Annotated in this window: 15 protein-coding genes; 8 read left to right on the top strand and 7 right to left on the bottom strand. The window is 73.1% G+C overall.

Annotation, left to right across the window (positions count from 1 at the left end; genetic code table 11):
* Positions 1-19: 19 nt before the first annotated feature.
* The 6 genes from OG494_RS12560 to OG494_RS12535 form a co-directional block, all read right to left on the bottom strand.
* Positions 20-226: an MbtH family protein gene (locus OG494_RS12560; protein WP_323328229.1), complete on the bottom strand. Its 207-nt coding sequence runs from the start codon at positions 224-226 to the stop codon at positions 20-22.
* Positions 223-1,653, bottom strand: coding sequence for an MFS transporter (locus OG494_RS12555; RefSeq protein WP_328455146.1), 1,431 nt, complete (start codon positions 1,651-1,653; stop codon positions 223-225). Before OG494_RS12555 ends, OG494_RS12560 begins: the two co-directional genes overlap by 4 nt.
* A gap of 199 nt (positions 1,654-1,852) precedes the next feature.
* On the bottom strand, positions 1,853-3,106 hold the full coding sequence (locus OG494_RS12550) for a glutamate synthase-related protein (RefSeq protein WP_328455144.1): 1,254 nt from the start codon (positions 3,104-3,106) through the stop codon (positions 1,853-1,855).
* Entirely contained in the window at positions 3,103-4,095 is a 993-nt protein-coding gene (locus OG494_RS12545) for an asparagine synthetase A (protein ID WP_328455142.1), read from the bottom strand. Before OG494_RS12545 ends, OG494_RS12550 begins: the two co-directional genes overlap by 4 nt.
* Before the next feature lie 35 nt (positions 4,096-4,130).
* Positions 4,131-5,417: a methylaspartate mutase gene (locus tag OG494_RS12540; RefSeq protein ID WP_328455141.1), complete on the bottom strand. Its 1,287-nt coding sequence runs from the start codon at positions 5,415-5,417 to the stop codon at positions 4,131-4,133.
* Positions 5,414-5,899, bottom strand: a complete 486-nt coding sequence (locus OG494_RS12535; protein WP_328455139.1) for a cobalamin B12-binding domain-containing protein — start codon at positions 5,897-5,899, stop codon at positions 5,414-5,416. Before OG494_RS12535 ends, OG494_RS12540 begins: the two co-directional genes overlap by 4 nt.
* A 429-nt stretch (positions 5,900-6,328) precedes the next feature.
* On the opposite strand from OG494_RS12535, the gene OG494_RS12530 reads away from it, so the two are divergent.
* The 4 genes from OG494_RS12530 (at position 6,329) to OG494_RS12515 (ending at position 12,595) form a co-directional block, all read left to right on the top strand.
* Complete coding sequence (locus OG494_RS12530) at positions 6,329-9,199, top strand: type 2 lanthipeptide synthetase LanM family protein (RefSeq protein ID WP_328455137.1); 2,871 nt, start codon at positions 6,329-6,331, stop codon at positions 9,197-9,199.
* A gap of 35 nt (positions 9,200-9,234) precedes the next feature.
* Positions 9,235-9,414, top strand: a complete 180-nt coding sequence (locus OG494_RS12525; protein WP_247051849.1) for a hypothetical protein — start codon at positions 9,235-9,237, stop codon at positions 9,412-9,414.
* A gap of 51 nt (positions 9,415-9,465) precedes the next feature.
* Positions 9,466-9,639, top strand: coding sequence for a hypothetical protein (locus OG494_RS12520; protein WP_328455135.1), 174 nt, complete (start codon positions 9,466-9,468; stop codon positions 9,637-9,639).
* Between the two features lie 67 nt (positions 9,640-9,706).
* On the top strand, positions 9,707-12,595 hold the full coding sequence (locus tag OG494_RS12515) for a helix-turn-helix transcriptional regulator (RefSeq protein WP_328455133.1): 2,889 nt from the start codon (positions 9,707-9,709) through the stop codon (positions 12,593-12,595).
* A gap of 3 nt (positions 12,596-12,598) precedes the next feature.
* Here the strand turns inward: OG494_RS12515 and OG494_RS12510 are convergent, their stop codons facing one another.
* Positions 12,599-14,032 carry an amidohydrolase family protein gene (locus tag OG494_RS12510; protein WP_328455131.1) on the bottom strand — a complete coding sequence of 478 codons (1,434 nt, stop codon included), beginning with the start codon at positions 14,030-14,032 and terminating at the stop codon, positions 12,599-12,601.
* A gap of 146 nt (positions 14,033-14,178) precedes the next feature.
* Here OG494_RS12510 and OG494_RS12505 point away from each other — a divergent pair, with 146 nt between their 5' ends.
* The 4 genes from OG494_RS12505 (at position 14,179) to OG494_RS12490 (ending at position 17,886) form a co-directional block, all read left to right on the top strand.
* The gene (locus tag OG494_RS12505; RefSeq protein WP_328455129.1) at positions 14,179-14,985 is read left to right on the top strand and encodes an IclR family transcriptional regulator domain-containing protein; all 807 of its coding nucleotides are present in this window, start codon (positions 14,179-14,181) and stop codon (positions 14,983-14,985) included.
* 69 nt (positions 14,986-15,054) lie between these two features.
* Complete coding sequence (locus tag OG494_RS12500; protein WP_328455127.1) at positions 15,055-16,224, top strand: CaiB/BaiF CoA transferase family protein; 1,170 nt, start codon at positions 15,055-15,057, stop codon at positions 16,222-16,224.
* Entirely contained in the window at positions 16,217-17,014 is a 798-nt protein-coding gene (locus OG494_RS12495) for a citryl-CoA lyase (RefSeq protein WP_328455126.1), read from the top strand. Before OG494_RS12500 ends, OG494_RS12495 begins: the two co-directional genes overlap by 8 nt.
* An 11-nt stretch (positions 17,015-17,025) precedes the next feature.
* Positions 17,026-17,886: a dioxygenase family protein gene (locus tag OG494_RS12490; protein ID WP_328455125.1), complete on the top strand. Its 861-nt coding sequence runs from the start codon at positions 17,026-17,028 to the stop codon at positions 17,884-17,886.
* The last annotated feature ends 3 nt before the right edge of the window (positions 17,887-17,889 follow it).

Genomic DNA, 17,889 nt, shown 5'->3' with positions numbered 1-17,889 from the left:
TCTGCCGGCGGGGACGGGGTCAGCGCATCGAGGCGACGAGGCTCGCCGGACGCAGGTCGGTCCAGTGCGTCTCGACGTACTCGAGGCAGGCGGCGCGGGTGTCCTCGCCGTGCACGGTCCGCCAGCCGGCCGGGACGTCCACAGTGGACGGCCAGAGCGAGTGCTGGTTCTCGTCGTTGACCAGGACCAGGAAGGTGCCGTTCTCGTCTTCGAAGGGGTTGCTCATGACTTCTTCTCCTCTGTGAGTGCGGCCCGGCCAAGTGCCGGGGTGGCGACGAGCAGGGCGAACGCGACGAGCGCGACCGCGGCGTGGGCGAACATGGTGAGCGGGACGCCGAGCGTCTCGACCAGCAGGCCGATCAGCAGGTTGCCGATCGGGGTGGCGGCCAGGGTGAACAGCGCGAGGATCGACATGACCCGGCCGCGCATCTCCGGCGCGGACCAGCGTTGGGCCAGCGACACCAGGACCAGCGCGGTGAGCCCGGCGACCAGGCCGAGTGCGAAGAACGCGGCGATGCTGACGGCCAGGGACCCGGTCGCGAGCAGCGCCAGGCACCCGACCTGGGCGCCGAGCCCGCACGTCGCCAGCAGCCCGGCGCGTTCGCGGGGTGGCCACTTGACCGAGACGACGAAGGCCAGCGACGCGCCGAGCGTCATCGCGGTGAGCAGCCAGCCGGCGCCTTTCTGGCCGCCGAGCAGGACGAGCCCGAGGTTGATCGGCCCGGCGCCGCTGAGTTCGAGGAGCCCGGTGACGATCATGGCGGTGCGCAGCGCGGGGCGGACGGCGACGTAGCGGCAGCCTTCACCGACGTCCTTGAGGAGCTGCTTGACCCGGACGCGTTCGCGGGGTTGCGCCGGCGCGAGGGTCTTGGTGTTCCCGGCGGCGACGGCGGCGACGAGGAAGCTGACCCCGTTGACCACGGCGACGGTGACGAGCCCGCCGAGCCCGGCCAGCCACGACCCGAGTGCCCCACCGGCGGCCTGTCCCCCACGCACGGCGGCGAGGTAGACGGCGTTGCCCCGCACGAGGTGCTCGGGCGGCAGGAGGTTGGGCCGCAGCGCGTCGGAGGCCGGGATGAAGAAGGCGCTCGCGACGGCCATGACGACGATCAGCCCGGTCAGCAGCGGCAGCGAAGGCCCGGCGAACAGCACGCAGACGGCCCCGGTGACCATGGCCCCGGCCCGGACCAGGTCGGTGGTGATGAGCACCCGCCGAGGCCCGGTCCGGTCGGCGACGGCGCCGCCGACGAGCAGGGTGAGCACCTTGGGCAGGGACCCGAGGGCGAGCACGAGCCCGGCGATCGCGGGCCCGGCGGACCCGACGAGGGTCACGGAGAGGGCGATCAGCCAGACGGCGTCCCCGAAGGAGGACAACCCCATGGCGAGCACCAGCCCGAGGAAAGGAGCAGGTAACGCGGCACGGGACTGCCGCGGGGTTGCCGCGACACCAGGCTCGGTGGCTCCGGATTCGGCTGCCGTGCGCGACCCGGCCGCAGCGGCTCCCGGCGTGGCGGCGGCAGGCAGCACCCTCGCCGGTCCGGCTGCAGCACGCAACTCGCCCGCGGCCGCGGCAGGCAGCACGCTCGCCGGTCCGGCCGTGGTGGGCGGTTCGGCCGCGGCGACAACCGGCAGGCTCGCCGGTTCGGCGGTCATGCCACACCCCCGGCGGAGAAGGCGAACCCACCCGATGCGACGCGTCCGGTCGCGCAGACCAGCTGCGGCAGGCCCGCCACCGAGCGGGTCAGGGGCTCGGCCATGCCGCAAGGCCCGGCAGCCGGTCGTGAGTGTTGAGGAGGGTTAGAACCCGACTTATCACTCACGACAAGCCGCGGCAGACTCGCAACCCGGGCGCTCATGACAGCACCTGCTCGCGGACCTGGGTCGCCTCGCCCGGGAACCACACGTCGTCCCGGGTCAGCGCGTCCGCGCGGTACTGGCCCAGCGCGCTGATCAACAGCCGCAGTTCCAGCGTCAAAGCCTCCACGAACCGGACCAGGCCCTCGCGGGGGTCGGTGTCCACCGCCAGCAGCGCCGCCCGGCCGAGACCGGCCGCTCGCGCGCCCAGCGCCAGGACCTTCGCGACCCGGGTGCCTTCCCACATCCGGCCGGACGTCAGCAGGCAACCGGCCGGCGTGCCGATCCGGGACAGGCACTCGGCGAGAGGGAGACCCACGCCGAGGAACGCCGTGGGGGCCCAGCCCGTGCCGCCTTCGGCGCCGTCGACGGTCACCGCGTCCGCGCCGGCCGCCCAGGCGACCGTCGCCGCCGCGGCGACGTCGCGGCCCGGGAGCAGCTTCACCCACACGCCGGCGCGCGGGAAGTTGTTGCGCATCAAGCGGATCTGCTGACGCAGGATCTCCGAGGTGAACGTCCCGGGGCTGCTGCTGCGCAGCACACCCTCACCCAAAACGAGGTCCACTGTGTACTGCTCGGCGAGCCGATCCGCCGAAGCGGAGTCGACCAGGGTCATCCCGCCGAGACCGGGCTTCGCGCCCTGCCCCACCTTCAGCTCGAACGCCAGCCGCCCCGAATCCAGCAGGGGCGCCGCCGACGGGTCCGAATACACCAGGTTCCAGACTTCGGCATCGGCGTCTTCGGTGCTCTGCTGCACGACGACGCCGCCGAGACCGTCCGGGACCGCGTCGCCGTAGGCCCGCAGGCGCTCCAGCAGCGTGCCCGCCTCGGCCCCACCCGTGCGGCCGTGGCCGTGGACCGGGACGACGTTCTCGCCGACCACCATCGGGATGCCGAGCCGCGCGGCCTGCGCACTCGCCGCCGCGCCGAGACCGGCCCCCGCGACCTGCGTCGATCCGAACGCCGAGAGGTACAGCGGCAGCGCCGAAGCGAACCCGCCGATCACCGTGTCGAGGGCGACGTCGCCGTACAGCGGCTCGCGGCCCAGCTCGATCAGCTTCTCCAGCCGCCGCGGCAGGAACACCGGCGGCACCAGCCGCGCCGACTCCAGGACATCGTCGGAAACACCGGAGGCAGCGCCGAAGAGCGTCGTCCCGTACTCGGCCGCCGGTGGGAAGACCGCCGCCGCACCCAGCCGGGCCCGCGCCCGGACGTCGTCCTCGGGGAAGCCCCCGGCGTGCAGCGCGGTCACGGCGACACCACGCCCGGCAGCTTCGGGAACGCCGTCGCCTGCCACACCGCGTCGAGCCCGGCGACGTAGCGGGTGAACCGCTGGATGCCGAGGCCGAACCCGGAGCTGGCCGGGATGCCTTCGCGGACGAGGTCGAGGTACCAGGCGTACTTGGCCGGGTTCTCCCCCGTCTCGCGCATCCGCGTGACGATCCGGCCGTACTCGTGCTCGCGTTCGCTGCCGCTGCACAGCTCGCCGTAACCCTCCGGCGCGATCAGGTCGAAGTTGCGCAGGATCCCGGGCTGCGTCGTGGCTTCGCGGTCGTAGAACCCGCGGGAACCCTTGGGGTAGTCGACGAGGAAGAACGGCCGGGCGTGCTTGTCCGACAGGATCGCCTCGCCCGCCCAGTCGATCTCGGCGTCCGCGCTCTGCGGGTGACCCAGTTCGCGCAGGGTCTCGACGGCGGTGGTGTGCGACAGCCGGCCGAACGCGCCGCCGAGCAGGTCGGTGAACGCGCCCGAGTCGCGGCCGAGGGCCTCCAGCACGTCGCCGGCGTCGTCGACGACCCGGCGCACCACGTGGGTGACGAGGTCCTGCAGCAGGTCGAGGACGTCGTCGCGGGTGGCGCCGGAGACCTCGACGTCGAGCTGGTGGAACTCGGCGAGGTGCCGGCTGGTGTTGGCCGTCTCCAGCGGTTCGAGGCGGACGTTCGGGGCGACGTAGAAGATCTTGCCGAAGCCCAGCAGTGAGGCCTGCTTGTAGAGGATCGCGCTGGTCATCAGCTTGTAGCGGTGGCCGTAGTAGTCGATGTCCACCTGCTTCGCGCCGCGGCCGCCCGGGTCGGTGACCGGCCCGATCACCGGCGGCAGCAGCTCGACGAAGCCGCGGCCGCCGAGGAACGCGCGGGCCTCGGTGAGCATCCGGTGCTGCAGCCGCAGCACGTGCTTGGTCGTCTCCGAGGTCAGGTGCGTCCGCGGGTCCGGCGGCACGGCGGAATCGGTGTACTCCATGGCGATTTCACTCCCAGCTGGTCGGCAGAGGTGGTTCAGGCGCGGGCGGGTTCGGTGCTCGGGCCCGGCAGGACGGGATCGAGCCGCCGCCGGTGGTAGGACAGGTCGGCGAGCATCCGGGTCGCGCTGACCCGGTCGCGGCTGCGGCGGCCGCCGAGCGCGGCGGGCAGTGGCATCCGCCCGGTGTGCCACCACTGCAGGCGGCCTTCGTCGTCGAGCACGCACCGGGTTTCGTTGCCGTTGTCGGGGTGCAGGCAGTACGGGACGTCGAGCAGGCCGCGTTCGAACGCCGCCGGCAGCGCCTCGGCGATCGTCGGGGCCAGCGAACGCACCTCGTCGACGAGCAGGCGGGCCTGCAGGTAGACCTCGGTGTCCCCGGTCGGCGGCGGACCGGGCGCGGGCTGGTCGAGCGCGGTGGCGTGGGCCAGCCGCAGCGCGTCGACGTTCTCTTCGACGGTCGGGATCCGGTGGGCCTCGGCGGTGGTCTTGACGATCAGCCGCTCGGTGCCGGTGCGCACGGCCAGCCGCACGCTCTCGGCCAGCAGTTCCCGCGCCCCGGCCGGGGTTTCCGGGAACAGGCCCATGTAGGTGTAGAGGACGACGTGGTAGTCGACGTCCACCAGTTCTTCGGCGCACAGCCGCCGCATCGCCCACAGCGCTTCGGCGTCCTGCTCGGGGCTGGTCTGCTGGGCGTAGCTGGCGGACACGCTGCGGACGCCGTGTTCGGCGAAGAACAGGCACTCCAATACCGAGAGCGCCACGAGCAGCCCGGGCGGGCACAGCTGCCCGAGCATGCAGCCGCCGAAGCTCTCCAGGTGGCAGAGGATCCCGCGGTCGGCCTGGGCCGCGAGCAGCGTCGCCGACCGGGACCAGGACGCCGTCGCCGTGCGCAGCGGCACGCTGCTGTAGGGCAGGCAGTAGGACACCGGGCCGCCTTCGGAGGCGTCCAGCCCGGCTTCGAGCATCGCGGCGAAGATGTCCTCGGGCTGGGCCGAGCCGTGCCGGACCTGGACCGGGAACCGTGGGCCGAAGAGCCCGTCGAGCAGGTCGGTGGTGACGCCGGTGCCGAGCGCGACCAGCGGGTAGCCGTTGAGCTGGACGCCGGATTCGAGCGACATGGCGGCGAGGTCGTGCTGCCCGGTGCGGGTGTAGCTGTCGAGCGTCACGGTGCCGACGGCCGGCACCCCGGCCTCGGCGACCGCGTGCAGCCCGCGGCGCATCATGGCCGGGTCGGAGAACCCCATCCGCGGCTGGACGAGCAGCGTCCGGCTGCGGCGGTGCTCGGCCACGAAGCTGCTGAACACCGACCGGGCAGCGCTCACCGCAACGTCCGGACGTTCGCGGCGACGAACTCGCGGAAGGACTCGATTGCCTGGCCGGAGTCGCCGGCACCGACGTGGAACACCGCGTCGTAGCCCAGCGCCAGCAGTTCGGCCTGCAGCTCGCTGTTGGCGTCGCCGCGGACGCCGAGCTTGCCGCCGATGACGGCGGGCAGCGCGGCCAGCTCGGGGTCGGCGCGCAGGGCGGAGATCACCCGGGCGCCGTCGACGTGACCGTGGCCGTTGATGGTGCTGATCACCAGGCAGTCCGGCCGTTCGTCGCGGCAGGCGGCCAGCAGCCGCTCGACCGTGACGCAGGCCCCGAGGTTGAGCACCTCGTGGCCCATCTCCTCCATGATCAGCTGGAGGGCGACGAGGTTCCACATGTGCGAGTCGGACTGGACGCTGGAGAGGACGAATTTGAGCGGCCGCCGCCCGGCCACACCGGGCCGGTCGGGGTGCTGCTCGATCTGGAAGGTGGTCATCGTGCGCTCGCTCCCTTGAGTTCGGGGAACGTCCGCGGCGCGGCGGGTGCGGGCCACGAACTGTCACGACGAATGGTCATCGCCCGGCGCCCCGGGCACATGGGTGCCGCGTCCCCGCATTCCGGCGAGGCGGCGCGCCCCCATGACCGCCTCGCGTGCGGGCGTCGCACTCGCGCGCGCGAGTGCGGAACCCGGTGGGGCGGGCTGACCCACCTGGGTGGTGCGTGCCGTCCCGGCGGCCCGGGATCCCGGCCGGACCCCCATCTCGCCCGCCCGCCGAACGGCCCAACCGCCACGTCCGTCCGGACCAGCGAGCGGAGCGGCGACCAGGGGTTTTCCCGGCCGTGCCCCCATAAGCCCCCAGGACGCCCCCATCCGCCGCCGGAATGCGGGCGTAGCACCCCCATGTAACCCGGGTCACCCGCTGGCATGCTCGATCTCGTGATTCCCCCGCAGCCGAACCCGGCGACGACGAAGCTTCCGCCCACTTGGTGGGCGGCGGGCCTCACCCCGCGTGAGCGGCGGTCCGACGGCCTCCGCCCCGCGTGGGTGGACTTCGCCGAGACCGCGCTCGCCTCGGCGGCACCCACCGCGCCGACGCCCGGCCCGACCTGGCGCACGGCGTTCGCGTCCGTGTTCCACCCGTTCGTCGGCGCGGTCCGCGCCGCGATCACCGACGCCGCAGCGGGCGCTCCCGCCGTCGACGTCACGGCGGTCGCGGACGGCTGCGCCGCGCAGCTGGAGCACCAGCTCGCCAGGCTCGCCGCCCGCACGCTGGTGCTGGAGCTCGGCCGGGCCCGCCGCGCCGGCCGGCTCACCGGGGAGACCGCGGAAGAACGCTTCGCCGACTTCGTCCGCCAGACCGGCACCACCGCCGGGCTCACGGATCTGCTGCACCGCTACCCCGTGCTGGCGCGCCTCGCCGCGCAGGCCGGGCTGTACGCGATCGAATCGGCCACCGAGCTGCTCGGCCGCTACACCGCCGACCGTGACGCGCTGGCCGGGCTCATCGGCACCGCCGGCCTCGGCCGGCTGGTCGAGATCACCGGCGGCACCGGCGACGCGCACCAGCGCGGCCGCTCGGTCCGCGAACTGCGCTTCGACGGCGGCGACCGGGTCGTCTACAAGCCGCGGACGCTGGGTCTGCACGCGGCGTTCACCGACGTCGTCGCCTGGCTCAACCCGCGCGTGCCCGGCCTGGAGCTGGAGACCGTCGATGTGCTGGTGCGACCCGGGTACGGCTGGCTCCGGTTCGTCGAGCACCGGCCGTGCGCGGACCTGACCGAGGTCGACCGCTTCTACCGCCGCCAGGGCGTGCTGCTGGCTCTGCTGCACGCCCTCGACGGCACCGACGTGCACTTCGAGAACATCATCGCCGCCGGCGACCAGCCGGTGCTGATCGACATCGAGACGCTGTTCCAGCCCGTGCTGGCGGCGGAGGACACCGACGCCGACCCCGCGTCGACGCTGCTGGCCCGTTCGGTGCACCGGACGATGCTGCTGCCGCAGATGATCGTCGGCGAGCACGGCGCGGTCGACATCTCCGGCCTCGGCGGCGGCCGTGTCACCACCCCGGCACTCGAGCGCGTCGACTGGCTGGAGCCGGGCACCGACCGGATGCGGCTGGCCCGCGTCCCCGGCGGGCCCGGCGCCGGCGTCAACCGGCCCACCCTCGGCGGGGTCGACGTCGAACCGGCCGAGCACGGCGCCGCGTTGCTGGCCGGGTTCCGCGCCGGGTACGACGCCATCGCCGACGGCGCGGCCGAGCTGGCTCCCCTGCTGGACCGCTGCGCCGCGCACAAGATCCGCGTCCTGGTCCGCCCGACCAGCTTCTACGCGCGGATGCTGGACGAGACGACGCACCCGTCGCTGCTGGCCGACGCGGCCGAGCGCGACGAGGCGTTCGCGCTGCTGAACGACAACAGCACCGATGACGTCCGCCGCGGCCTGGTCGCCGCGGAGCTCACCGACCTGTGGGCCGGCGACGTCCCGATGTTCACCGGTGAACCCGGTTCGACCGACCTCTGGGACGCCGAAGGCCTGCGGCTGCCCGGCATGCTGAGCGTGACGCCGCTGGCGTCGGTGCTGGCGAAGATCGCCGGGATGACCACGATCGACCGTCGCGACCAGGAGTGGCTGATCTCCGCCGCGCTGGCCACCCGGCCGGACGAGGAGACCCACGCCGGCACCGGTGTCACCGACGGCGTCCTGCCGAGCAAGAGCCCCGAACCCGCGCACCTGCTCTCGGCCGCGTGCGGGATCGCCGACGCCATCATCGCCCGCGCCTCCTCGGCCGGCGGCCGGGTCAACTGGGTCGGGCTGGAACTGGTCGACGAGAAGTACTGGGCCGTGCTGCCGATGGGCGCCGGGCTCGGCGAGGGCTACACCGGCGTCGCGCTGTTCCTGGCCCAGCTGGCCGAACTGACCGGCATCGACCGCTACCACGACCTGGCCGGGAAGGCCCTGTCCGGCTTGCCGTGGCTGGTGTCGGAGCTGGAAGCCGATCCGGAGCTCGCGGAGGCGGCCGGTTGCGGCGGCCTGCTCGGCCTCGGCGGTGTCGCCTACGCGCTGGCCCGGCTTTCGCGCCTGCTCGCCCGGCCCGACCTGCTGGACCTGGCCGCCCGGACCGTCGCGGTGATGCCGGGCGCGACACCGGCGACGTCACCGCGGTTCACCACCGGTCTCGCCGGCGGCCTGGTCGCGCTGCGCTCGGTCGCCGCCCAGACCGGGCTCGCGAGCGCGGCGCTGCTGGCCGACGCCTACGCCACGGAGCTCGCCGGCCGTTCGATCGACCCCGACCTGGCCGACCCCGGGTTCGCGCACGGCGCGGCCGGCGTCGACTGGGCCCTGCTCGGGCACCCGCGGGAGACGGCGACCCTGCCGCCCGCGACCGCGGCGACCGGGCACGGCTGGTGCTCCGGCCTGGCCGGGCAGGTGCTCGCCTACGCGGGCGAGCCCGACGACGCCGCCGTCTTCGGTGGTCTCGACGAGCAGGTACGGCGCCTGGCCGCCCAGGACCCGCTGCGCGACCTGAGCCTGTGCCACGGCGAAACCGGCATCACCGACGTTCTCGGCGTCCTGGCCGAAACCGGCCACGCCGGCGCCGCGGCCGCCGTGGAGCGCCGGACCGGGCAGCTGCTGACCGCCGTCGAGCAGGACGGCGCGCGCTGCGGCACCCCCGACGCCGTGCCGTCGCCGGGCCTGCTGACCGGCCTGGCCGGGATCGGCTACGGCCTGCTGCGCCTGGGCTTCGGCCCGCGCGTCCCGTCCGCCCTGCTCCTGCAACCCCCGACTCGCTGACCGTCCCGCCCCACCTTCACGAGGAGAAACGCACGATGCCCGAAATCACCGCCGAGACCGTCGAAGCCACCGTCGGCGCCCTGGTGCTCCCGCGCGCGAACCGCGCCGGCGCGCGCAACCAGGCGCTGGCCGGGGCGCGGCCCCGGTTGTCCGGGATCACATTGGAGACGCTCGGTGAACCCACCGTCGTCACCAACGGCACTTTCGCCCTCTGACCGTTCGTCCGTCCAGTACCCGCTAGTACTACCGAGAGTGGAGACACCCGCATGTCCGAGCACGACTTCGCCGGCACCGACAACCCGATCGGCGACTTGACCCTCCCGTCTTCCGCCCGGACCGGCGCCCGCAACCACGCACTGTCCGGCCGGGCCCCGAAGGCATCGATGAATTCGTTGACGACGTTCGACATCACGGTCGTCACCGGCGGTTTCACCGAATAGTGAGACACCGTCCCGCCGGTATTTCGACGGACATCCGGACGCGATCCCTCCGGCTATAGTCACGCCAATGGGCATCCGTTCGACGCGCCTCATCGGGCGGGACAGGGAGCTCGGCGCACTGTCCCAGGCTCTGGAGAAGGCCCGCACCGACCACGGTGGGGCCTTCTTCCTTGTCGGCGAAGGCGGGATCGGGAAGTCCCGGCTCGCGGCCGACGTCGCCGCGCGGGCACTGGCGACCGGGATGCCGGTGCTGCGCGGGCGGGCCAGCTCGATCGGGCCGATGGTGCCGTTCCGCCCGCTCGCCGAGGCCCTGTTGTCGCACTTCCGCGGCGGGCACCCGCCCGCCGCGCCGGAGCTCGACCCGCTCGTGCCGGTGCTGGCCCGGCTCGTGCCCGACTGGTACCGCGGCGACCGCCCGCACGACAACGGCTCGCTGATGGTGCTGGCCGAGGCCGTCTTCCGGCTGCTGTCGGTGGCCGGGCGGGCCGAGGGCTGCCTGATCGTGCTGGAGGACCTGCACAACGCCGACGCCGAGACGTTGTTCATCGTCGAGTACCTGGTGGACAACCTCGCGTCGGGCAAGGTGATGCTGATCGGCACCCTGCGCAACGAGCCCGGCGAGGCGCTGCGGCTGGCCACGGCGGCGTCGCAACGGTCGTCGAGTCACACCTTCGAGCTGACCAGGCTGAACGCCGCCCGCACCCGCGAGTTCGCGGCGGCGTGCCTGGAGACCGAACCGGACGCGGTGCCGGCCGCTGTCGCGAACCTGCTGTGGCAAAACAGCGAAGGCGTCCCCTTCGTCGTCGAAGAGCTGCTGCACGGGATGCTCGGCGACGGCCTGCTCGTCGGCGGGCCGGGCGGCTGGCAAGTGGTCGGCGAGCTCCAGGCCCGGGTGCCCGAGGCGTTGATCAGCAGCATCGCCGCCCGGGTCGACGCGCTCGGCTCGGACGGCGAGACACTGCTGTCGGTGGCCGCGGTGCTCGGGCGGCGGTTCCCGCTGTCGGTGGTGCAGGCGGTGACCGACATGGACGACCGGATGCTGCACAACCACATCAGCGCGAGCGTCGCCGCCCACCTGGTCACCACCGACGAGACCACGCCCGGCTGGTATGCCTTCCGGCATCCCCTCACGGCCGAAGCGCTGCTGTCACGGCTGGTGCCCTCGACGAAGGCGAACCTGGCCCGCAAGGCCGCCGACGCCGTCGAACTGCTGCACCCGGGCCTGCCCGGTGAGCTGTGCGCACTGGCCGCGTCGCTGCGGCTGACCGCGATGGACCACCCCGGCGCCGGGAGGCTGTTCGCCGAAGCCGGCCGCCGCGCGCGTGACGGCGGGGCCGCCGACACGGCGGTGACGATGCTGACCCGCGCGGTCGAGCTGCTGGCGGCGGCGGGCACCGAGGACCGGGCGGACGCGCTGGAGGCGTTGCTGCACGCGCTCGGGCAGACCGGCCAGTTCGACCGGGCCGTCGAGTTCTCCGCGCGCTTCGCCGAGCTCGGCCGGCTGGAACGGGCGGTCGACCTGCACATCCAGCTGGCCTGGGCGGCCTACATCGCCGGACGGCACGACGAGTGCCTCAACCAGATCGAGCAGGCCCGCGCCCCGCTGGGCGACGGGATGGCCGAGGAACAGCGGGCCGCCGTCGACGCCGTCGAAGCGACCCTGTGGCTCGACGTCCCCGGCCCGGCCCACACCGAACGGGCCCGCAAGCTCGCCGAGCAGGCGTGGCAGGTCGCCGAGCGCGCCGGGGTGCCGTTCGTGTCGTGCCAGGCGTTGCAGGTGCTCGGCATGGTGGCCCTGGAGACCGATCTCGCGGAGGCCGAGCGCTACCTGCAGCTGGCGCGGCGGCTGGCCGAGCGGCACCAGCTGACGCACCTGCGGACCCAGGTGCTGGTCCGCCTCGGCGGGCACCGGATGCTGGCCGAGGGCGACGTCCGGACGTTCGACCTGGCCCGGGCGGAGGCCCAGCGGACCGGCGCGATCACGCTGACCTGCGCGGTCGACGCGAGCCGTGCGGTGCACGCGGTGATGCGCGGCGAGTTCGCGCAGGCGGACCGGATCCTGGCGGAGAACCTCGCCGTCCTCGGCCGGCTGCGGCTGGTCGCGTTGCTGCAGTACACGCACATGACGCGGGCGATGGTCGCCGCGCACCAGGCGGACCGGCCGCGGATGGAGCTGGCGCTGGACGACTTCCGCGCCGAAGGCGGCGGGACGGCGCAGGAGATGGTGCTCAGCGTCGGGCTGGCCCAGGTGTTCTGTTCCCTGCTGGAGGAGGACGCCGACCGCGCGCGCCGGGAGCTGGCGCAGGTGATGGCGCTGGAGGAGCGGCAGCCGAGCCGCTTCCACCTGGCGGGTCAGCACGGCCTGCGGCTGCTGATCGAGGCCCTCGACGGGATCGAGCCGGAACCCGGCGAGCCGCGGGCCGCGGTGAGCGGGATGCGCTGGAACCGCCAGTTCGTCCTGCTCGGCGAAGCGGTCCGGCACGGCCGCGCGGGCGAGGTCGAGCTGGCCGACGCGGCCCTGGCCCAGGCGGTGGACGCGGCGGCACTGTTCCCGGTCAGCCGGCACCTGGGCCTGCGCATGGTCGCCGAGTCCGCCGCGGCCGACGGCTGGGGCGATCCGGTGACCTGGCTCAAAGAGGCCGAGGAGTACTTCCACCAGGCGGGCATCTCCGCGGTGGCGAGCGCGTGCCGGGGCCTGCTGCGCAAGATCGGCGCCCCGGTGGGCCAGCGCCGCGAAGGCTCCGACCGCCTCCCGGCCGACCTGCGTTCGGCCGGGGTGACGGTCCGCGAGTACGAGGTGCTGCAGCTGCTGGCGGACAACATGGGCAACAAGGACATCGCCCGCCGGCTGCACATCTCGCCACGCACGGTGGAGAAGCACGTGGCGAGCCTGATGGCGAAGTCGAACCTGCAGAACCGCACGGCGCTGACGGAGTACGCGTCGCGGTCGAGGTAGTCCTCAGCCGCCGTGGGTGGAGTCGCTCTGGTAGCTCGTGTACGTGTACGGGTTGTCCAGGACCTTCGTCGCCGGGATGTCCGGGTTCATGCCTTGGCGCCAGGCTTCCTCACCCAGCTGCGAACGCAGGTAGTCCACTGTGGACTCCACTTCGCGCCGGACCGCCGGCAGGTCGACGCCGACGAGACGGCCGTCGCGCTTCACGATCCGGCCGTCGACCAGGACCGTGTGGACGTCGGCGCGCTGGGCCTGGAACGCCACGTGGCCGTACGGGTTGAGCAGCGGGAACGACACCGGCGAGGCGTCGTTCTTCAGCAGCACCACGTCCGCCTTCTTGCCGACCTCGAGGCTGCCCAGGTCACCCGAGCGGCCCAGGGCCGTGGCGCCGCCGCGGGTGGCCCACTCCACGACCTGCTCGGCGCGCAACGCCGCGTGCGTCACCGTTTCGCCCAGTTTGTGGGCCTCCAGGTGCTCGCGCGAGCGGTCCGCGCCCAGGGTCGAACGCATCGCCGAGAACAGGTCGCCGCTCCACCAGACCGACGTGTCCATCGACAGTGACACCGGGATGCCGTACGCGCGCAGGGCCCAGGTGGGCGGGTAGCCCTGGCCGGCGCTCTGCTCGCTTTCCGTGGACACCGACACGGAGCCGCCGGTGGCCGCGATGCGGTGGTAGGAGTCGGCCGAGAGGGACGCGCCGTGGACGTAGGTCGTCTCCGGCGTCATGAAGCCGTTCTCGTACATCAGGCGGATGCCGTCGTCGCCGGTCGCGCCCCAGACGCCCGCGTGGGTCGTCACCGGCACCCCCAGCTCGCGCGCCACCTCGAACGCCGCCTTCTCCGGGAACGCCGGGTCGCCGGTGACGTCGAAGGCGAGCTGGAAGCCCAGGTCACCGCCGGTGCGGCGGGAGACGAAGTCGCGGAACTCCGGCGTGCCCGTCCAGGTGGCCGGGGAGTCCTGGATGTTGCCGTAGGCCAGCACGAACCGGCCGGGCACGGATTCGAGCGCGTCGGCCGCGGCGTCGGCGTGCTGGGTCGTGCGCAGGCCGTGGGACCAGTCCACGGTGGTCGTGACGCCCGCTTCGAGGGCTTCCCACGCGCCGAGCAGATTGCCGGCGTGGATGTCTTCGGGGCGGAAGATCTTGCCCCACTCCAGGTAGTACCAGACGAAGTACTGGGTGAGCGTCCAGTCGGCGCCGTACCCGCGCATGGCCGTCTGCCACATGTGCCGGTGGGTGTCGATCATGCCCGGCATGACGATCCCGTCCGTCGCGTCGATCTCGACCGTGCCCGGCGGGGCTTCCAGCGCCGGGCCGATCGCGGCGATCCGGTCGCCGCTGACCAGGACGTCGGTGCCGGGCAGGACCCGGCGGGTGTCGTCGAGGGTCAGGACCGTGCCGCCACGCAGGAGGACCGGCCGGCCGTCGGTGGGCTGCGTCATCGCTGCCTCGTTCTCCACGCACTTCTGCGTACACTCGTCCGCTGGACGGACATGGGGTGGGCGCAGTCACTTTTGCCCAGTGCCGCGCCGGTGTCAATCCCCGCCGCTACGCTGCCCGTGAGGACCAGACCAGAGGGAGGTCGCGCATGCCACGCGAGGGAACCGGTCCCGACTTCATCGAGGCGCTCGCCCGCGGGCTCGAGGTGATCACGGCGTTCCGCCCGCACCAGCAGGCGATGACGCTGGCCGAGGTGGCCACGGCCACCAACCTGGCCCGCCCGACCGCGCGGCGGATCCTGCTGACCCTCGAAGAGCTCGGCTACGTCCGCACCGACGGCCGCGGCTTCGCCCTGACCCCGCGGGTGCTCGACCTCGGCGTCGCCTACGTCCGCTCGGCGGGCCTGTGGGACGTTGCCCGCCCGCACCTGGAACGCCTGGTCGCGCGCACGAACGAGTCCTGCTCGATCGCCCAGCTCGACGGCTCCGACATCGTCTACGTGGCCCGCGTGGCGGTACCGAAGATCGTCGGGCTCAGCGTGCAGATCGGCACCCGGTTCCCGGCCCTGCCGACGTCGCTGGGCAAGGTGCAGCTCGCCGCCCTGTCCCTCGACGAGCTGGACGCGGTGCTGGCCGAGCCGACCCGCTCCGGGCTGGTCGCGCGCTGGCAGCCGGACCGGGCCGAGCGCGACGCCGAGCTGCGCCAGGTCCGCGCCCGCGGCTGGGCGCTCACCGACGAGCAGCTCACGCTGGGCATCCGCTCGGTGGCGGCGCCGCTGCGGGACGGCTCGGGCCGGGTGATCGCCGGCGTCAACGTCAACTGCCACGCCGCCGAGACGTCCGTGGAGCGCCTCCTGGAGCACCACCTGCCGCTGCTGCTGCAGACCGCCGGGGACATCAGCGCCGACTTCGCCCGGCTGGCCGACGTCCCGCACGTGACGGTCCCGGCGTCTTGACCACCGCGGGCCACTCCCCCAAACTGGGCGGACATACGTCCGACTGACGGACACGAAGGGGAGGTTCGGGTGGACAACAGCGCCGCCGGTCCGCTGGCCGGGCTGCTGGTCGCGGACTTCTCCCGGGTGCTCGCCGGGCCGTACGCCACGATGCTGCTGGCCGACCTGGGTGCCGAGGTCGTCAAAGTCGAAGGCCCGCAGGGTGACGAGACCCGCACGTGGATGCCGCCCGTGCGCGGCGACGTCTCCACCTACTACCTCGGCATCAACCGCGGGAAGCGCTCCATCGCCCTGGACCTGCGCGAGGAGACCGACGCCGTCGTCGCCCGCGAACTGGCCGCCCGCGCGGACGTGCTGATCGAGAACTTCAAGCCGGGCGGGCTGGCCAAGTACGGCCTCGACTACGCCAGCGTCCAGGCCACCAACCCGGGGTCGGTGTACGCGTCGATCAGCGGGTTCGGCTCGGGCGAGGGCCGGCACGTACCCGGGTACGACCTGATGGTGCAGGCCATCTCCGGGCTGATGAGCCTCACCGGCGACCCGGACGGCCCGCCGTACCGCGCCGGGATCTCGGTGTTCGACGTGATGGCCGGCAACCACGCCGTGATCGGCATCCTCGCCGCGCTGCGCCACCGCGACGCGACCGGGGAAGGCCAGCACGTCGAGGTCAACCTGCTGTCCTCGGCGCTGACCGGGCTGGTCAACCACAGCTCGGCCTACGCCGCCGGCGGGGTGGTGCCCTACCGGATGGGCAACGCCCACCCCAGCGTCTTCCCGTACGAGCCGCTGCCCACGGCGGACAACGACCTGATCGTCGCCGCGGCCAACGACGGGCAGTTCCGCCGGCTCTGCGAAGTCCTGGACCTGCCCGGCGTCCCGGACGACCCGCGCTTCGCCCGCAACGCCGACCGCACGAAGAACCGCGAAGAGCTCCGGCCGCTGCTCATCGAGCGGCTCGCGACCTGCGGCGCGGTCGAGTGGTTCGAGGCACTGACGAAGGTCGGCGTGCCGTGCGGGCCGATCAACACCATCGACGGCGGTTTCGCGATGGCCGAACGGTTCGGGCTCGACCCGATCGTCGAGGTCGGCGAGGGCGACCGCGCGGTGCCGACCACCCGCCACCCCATCCGTTTCTCCGCGACCCCTGCCGCCTACCGGTTGCCGCCGCCGGAGCTGGACGAGCACGGCGCCGAGCTGCGGGAGTGGCTGACGAGTCCCCGGGAGGACGAGGATGGCTGACGAGCCGGTGTACGAGACGGCGCTCGGCGCGTCGAGCCGCGACAAGATCACCCTGCTCGGCCAGGACCTCGCCCGGGACGTGATGGGCGAGGTCGGCTTCGGCGAGCTGGCGTTCTGGCTCGCCACGCAACGACGTCCGTCGAAAGGCGAGACGCGGGTCTTCGAAGCGGTGCTGGCCGCGCTGGCCGATCACGGTTTCACCCCGACCGCGATCGTCACCCGGCTGACCTACCTCTCGGCGCCCGACTCGGTCCAGGGCGCGCTCGCCGCGGGCCTGCTCGGCGGCGGGTCCCGCTTCCTCGGCGTCACCGAGGACTGCGGCCGGTTCCTGCACGACGTCCTCACCCAAGCCGAGACGCGGCCCACCGACGAAGCCGGCTGGGACGCGCTCGCCCTCGAGACCGTCGAAAGCATGCGCGCACAACGGAAATTCGTCCCCGGACTCGGGCACCACGTGCACAAGGACGGCGACCCGCGTACGGCGCGGCTGTTCGAGATCGCCGCCGAAGAGGGCCTGCGCGGGCCGCACCTGGAGCTGTTCGCGGCGATCGGCCGGGTGCACCCCCAGGTACTCGGCAAGACGCTGCCGCTCAACGGTGCCGGTGTCTGCGGTGCGGCGCTCGCCGACCTGGGCCTGCCGCTGGAGCTGTTGCGGGGGTTCGCGTTGCTGGCCCGCACGGCCGGGTTGATCGGGCAGCTCGCCGAGGAGTTGCGCCATCCCGTCGCGAACGACATCTTCCTGTCGGTGGACCTGAACAACCGGTCCGTCGCCCCGGATCCGGAAGTCTGAGAGGAACGCCGATGCAGCTGGTCACCGAGGACAACATCACCGAGCTCGCCGCGCGGCGCTGGGCGAGCGCGCACGACCCGCGGACCGCGGAACTGATGGCGGCGCTCGTGCGGCACCTGCACGCGTTCGCCCGTGAGGTGCGGTTGAGCGAGACCGAGTGGATGGCCGCGATGCGGTGGCTCACCGAGACCGGGCAGATCAGCGACGAGAAGCGCGAGGAGTTCATCCTCGCCTCCGACGTGCTGGGCCTGAGCATGCTGGTCGTGCAGATGAACCACGCCTTCGACGCGAAGGCGACACCGGCGACGGTGCTCGGCCCGTTCCACATCGACGGCTCACCGGAGAAGGAGTTCGGCGGCGACATGTCCGACGGCCTCCCGGGCGCGCCGCTCTACATCACCGGCACCGTCACCGGGCTGGACGGCTCACCCGTCGGCGGCGCGGTCCTCGACGTCTGGCAGGCGGACGAGGAAGGCGCGTACGAGTCCCAGATCGCCGACATCGACGAGGCCCGGCTGCGGGCGAAGTACCTGACGCGCGCGGACGGGTCGTACTGCCTGCGCACGATCGCGCCGAAGGGGTACTCGATCCCGATGGACGGCCCGGTCGGCGAGCTGATCGGCGGCACCGACATCAGCCACTACCGGCCGGCGCACGTGCACTTCCTGATCAACGCGGCCGGGTACGAGCCGCTGATCACGCACCTGTTCCAGGAGGGCGCCGAGTACCTCGACAGCGACGTCGTGTTCGGCACCAAGCAGGAGCTGGTCGTCACGTTCGAGCCGCGCGAGCCGGGCCCGACCCCGGACGGCGGGCACAGCGACGGGCCGTGGCTCGAGGCGCGCTACGACTTCGTGCTGCAGCCCGCGTAGCGA

Origin of the sequence: Amycolatopsis sp. NBC_00438 (genome assembly GCF_036026695.1) — a bacterium.
Classification (GTDB): Bacteria; Actinomycetota; Actinomycetes; order Mycobacteriales; family Pseudonocardiaceae; genus Amycolatopsis.
This window is presented reverse-complemented; position numbering and strand designations above follow the sequence as displayed.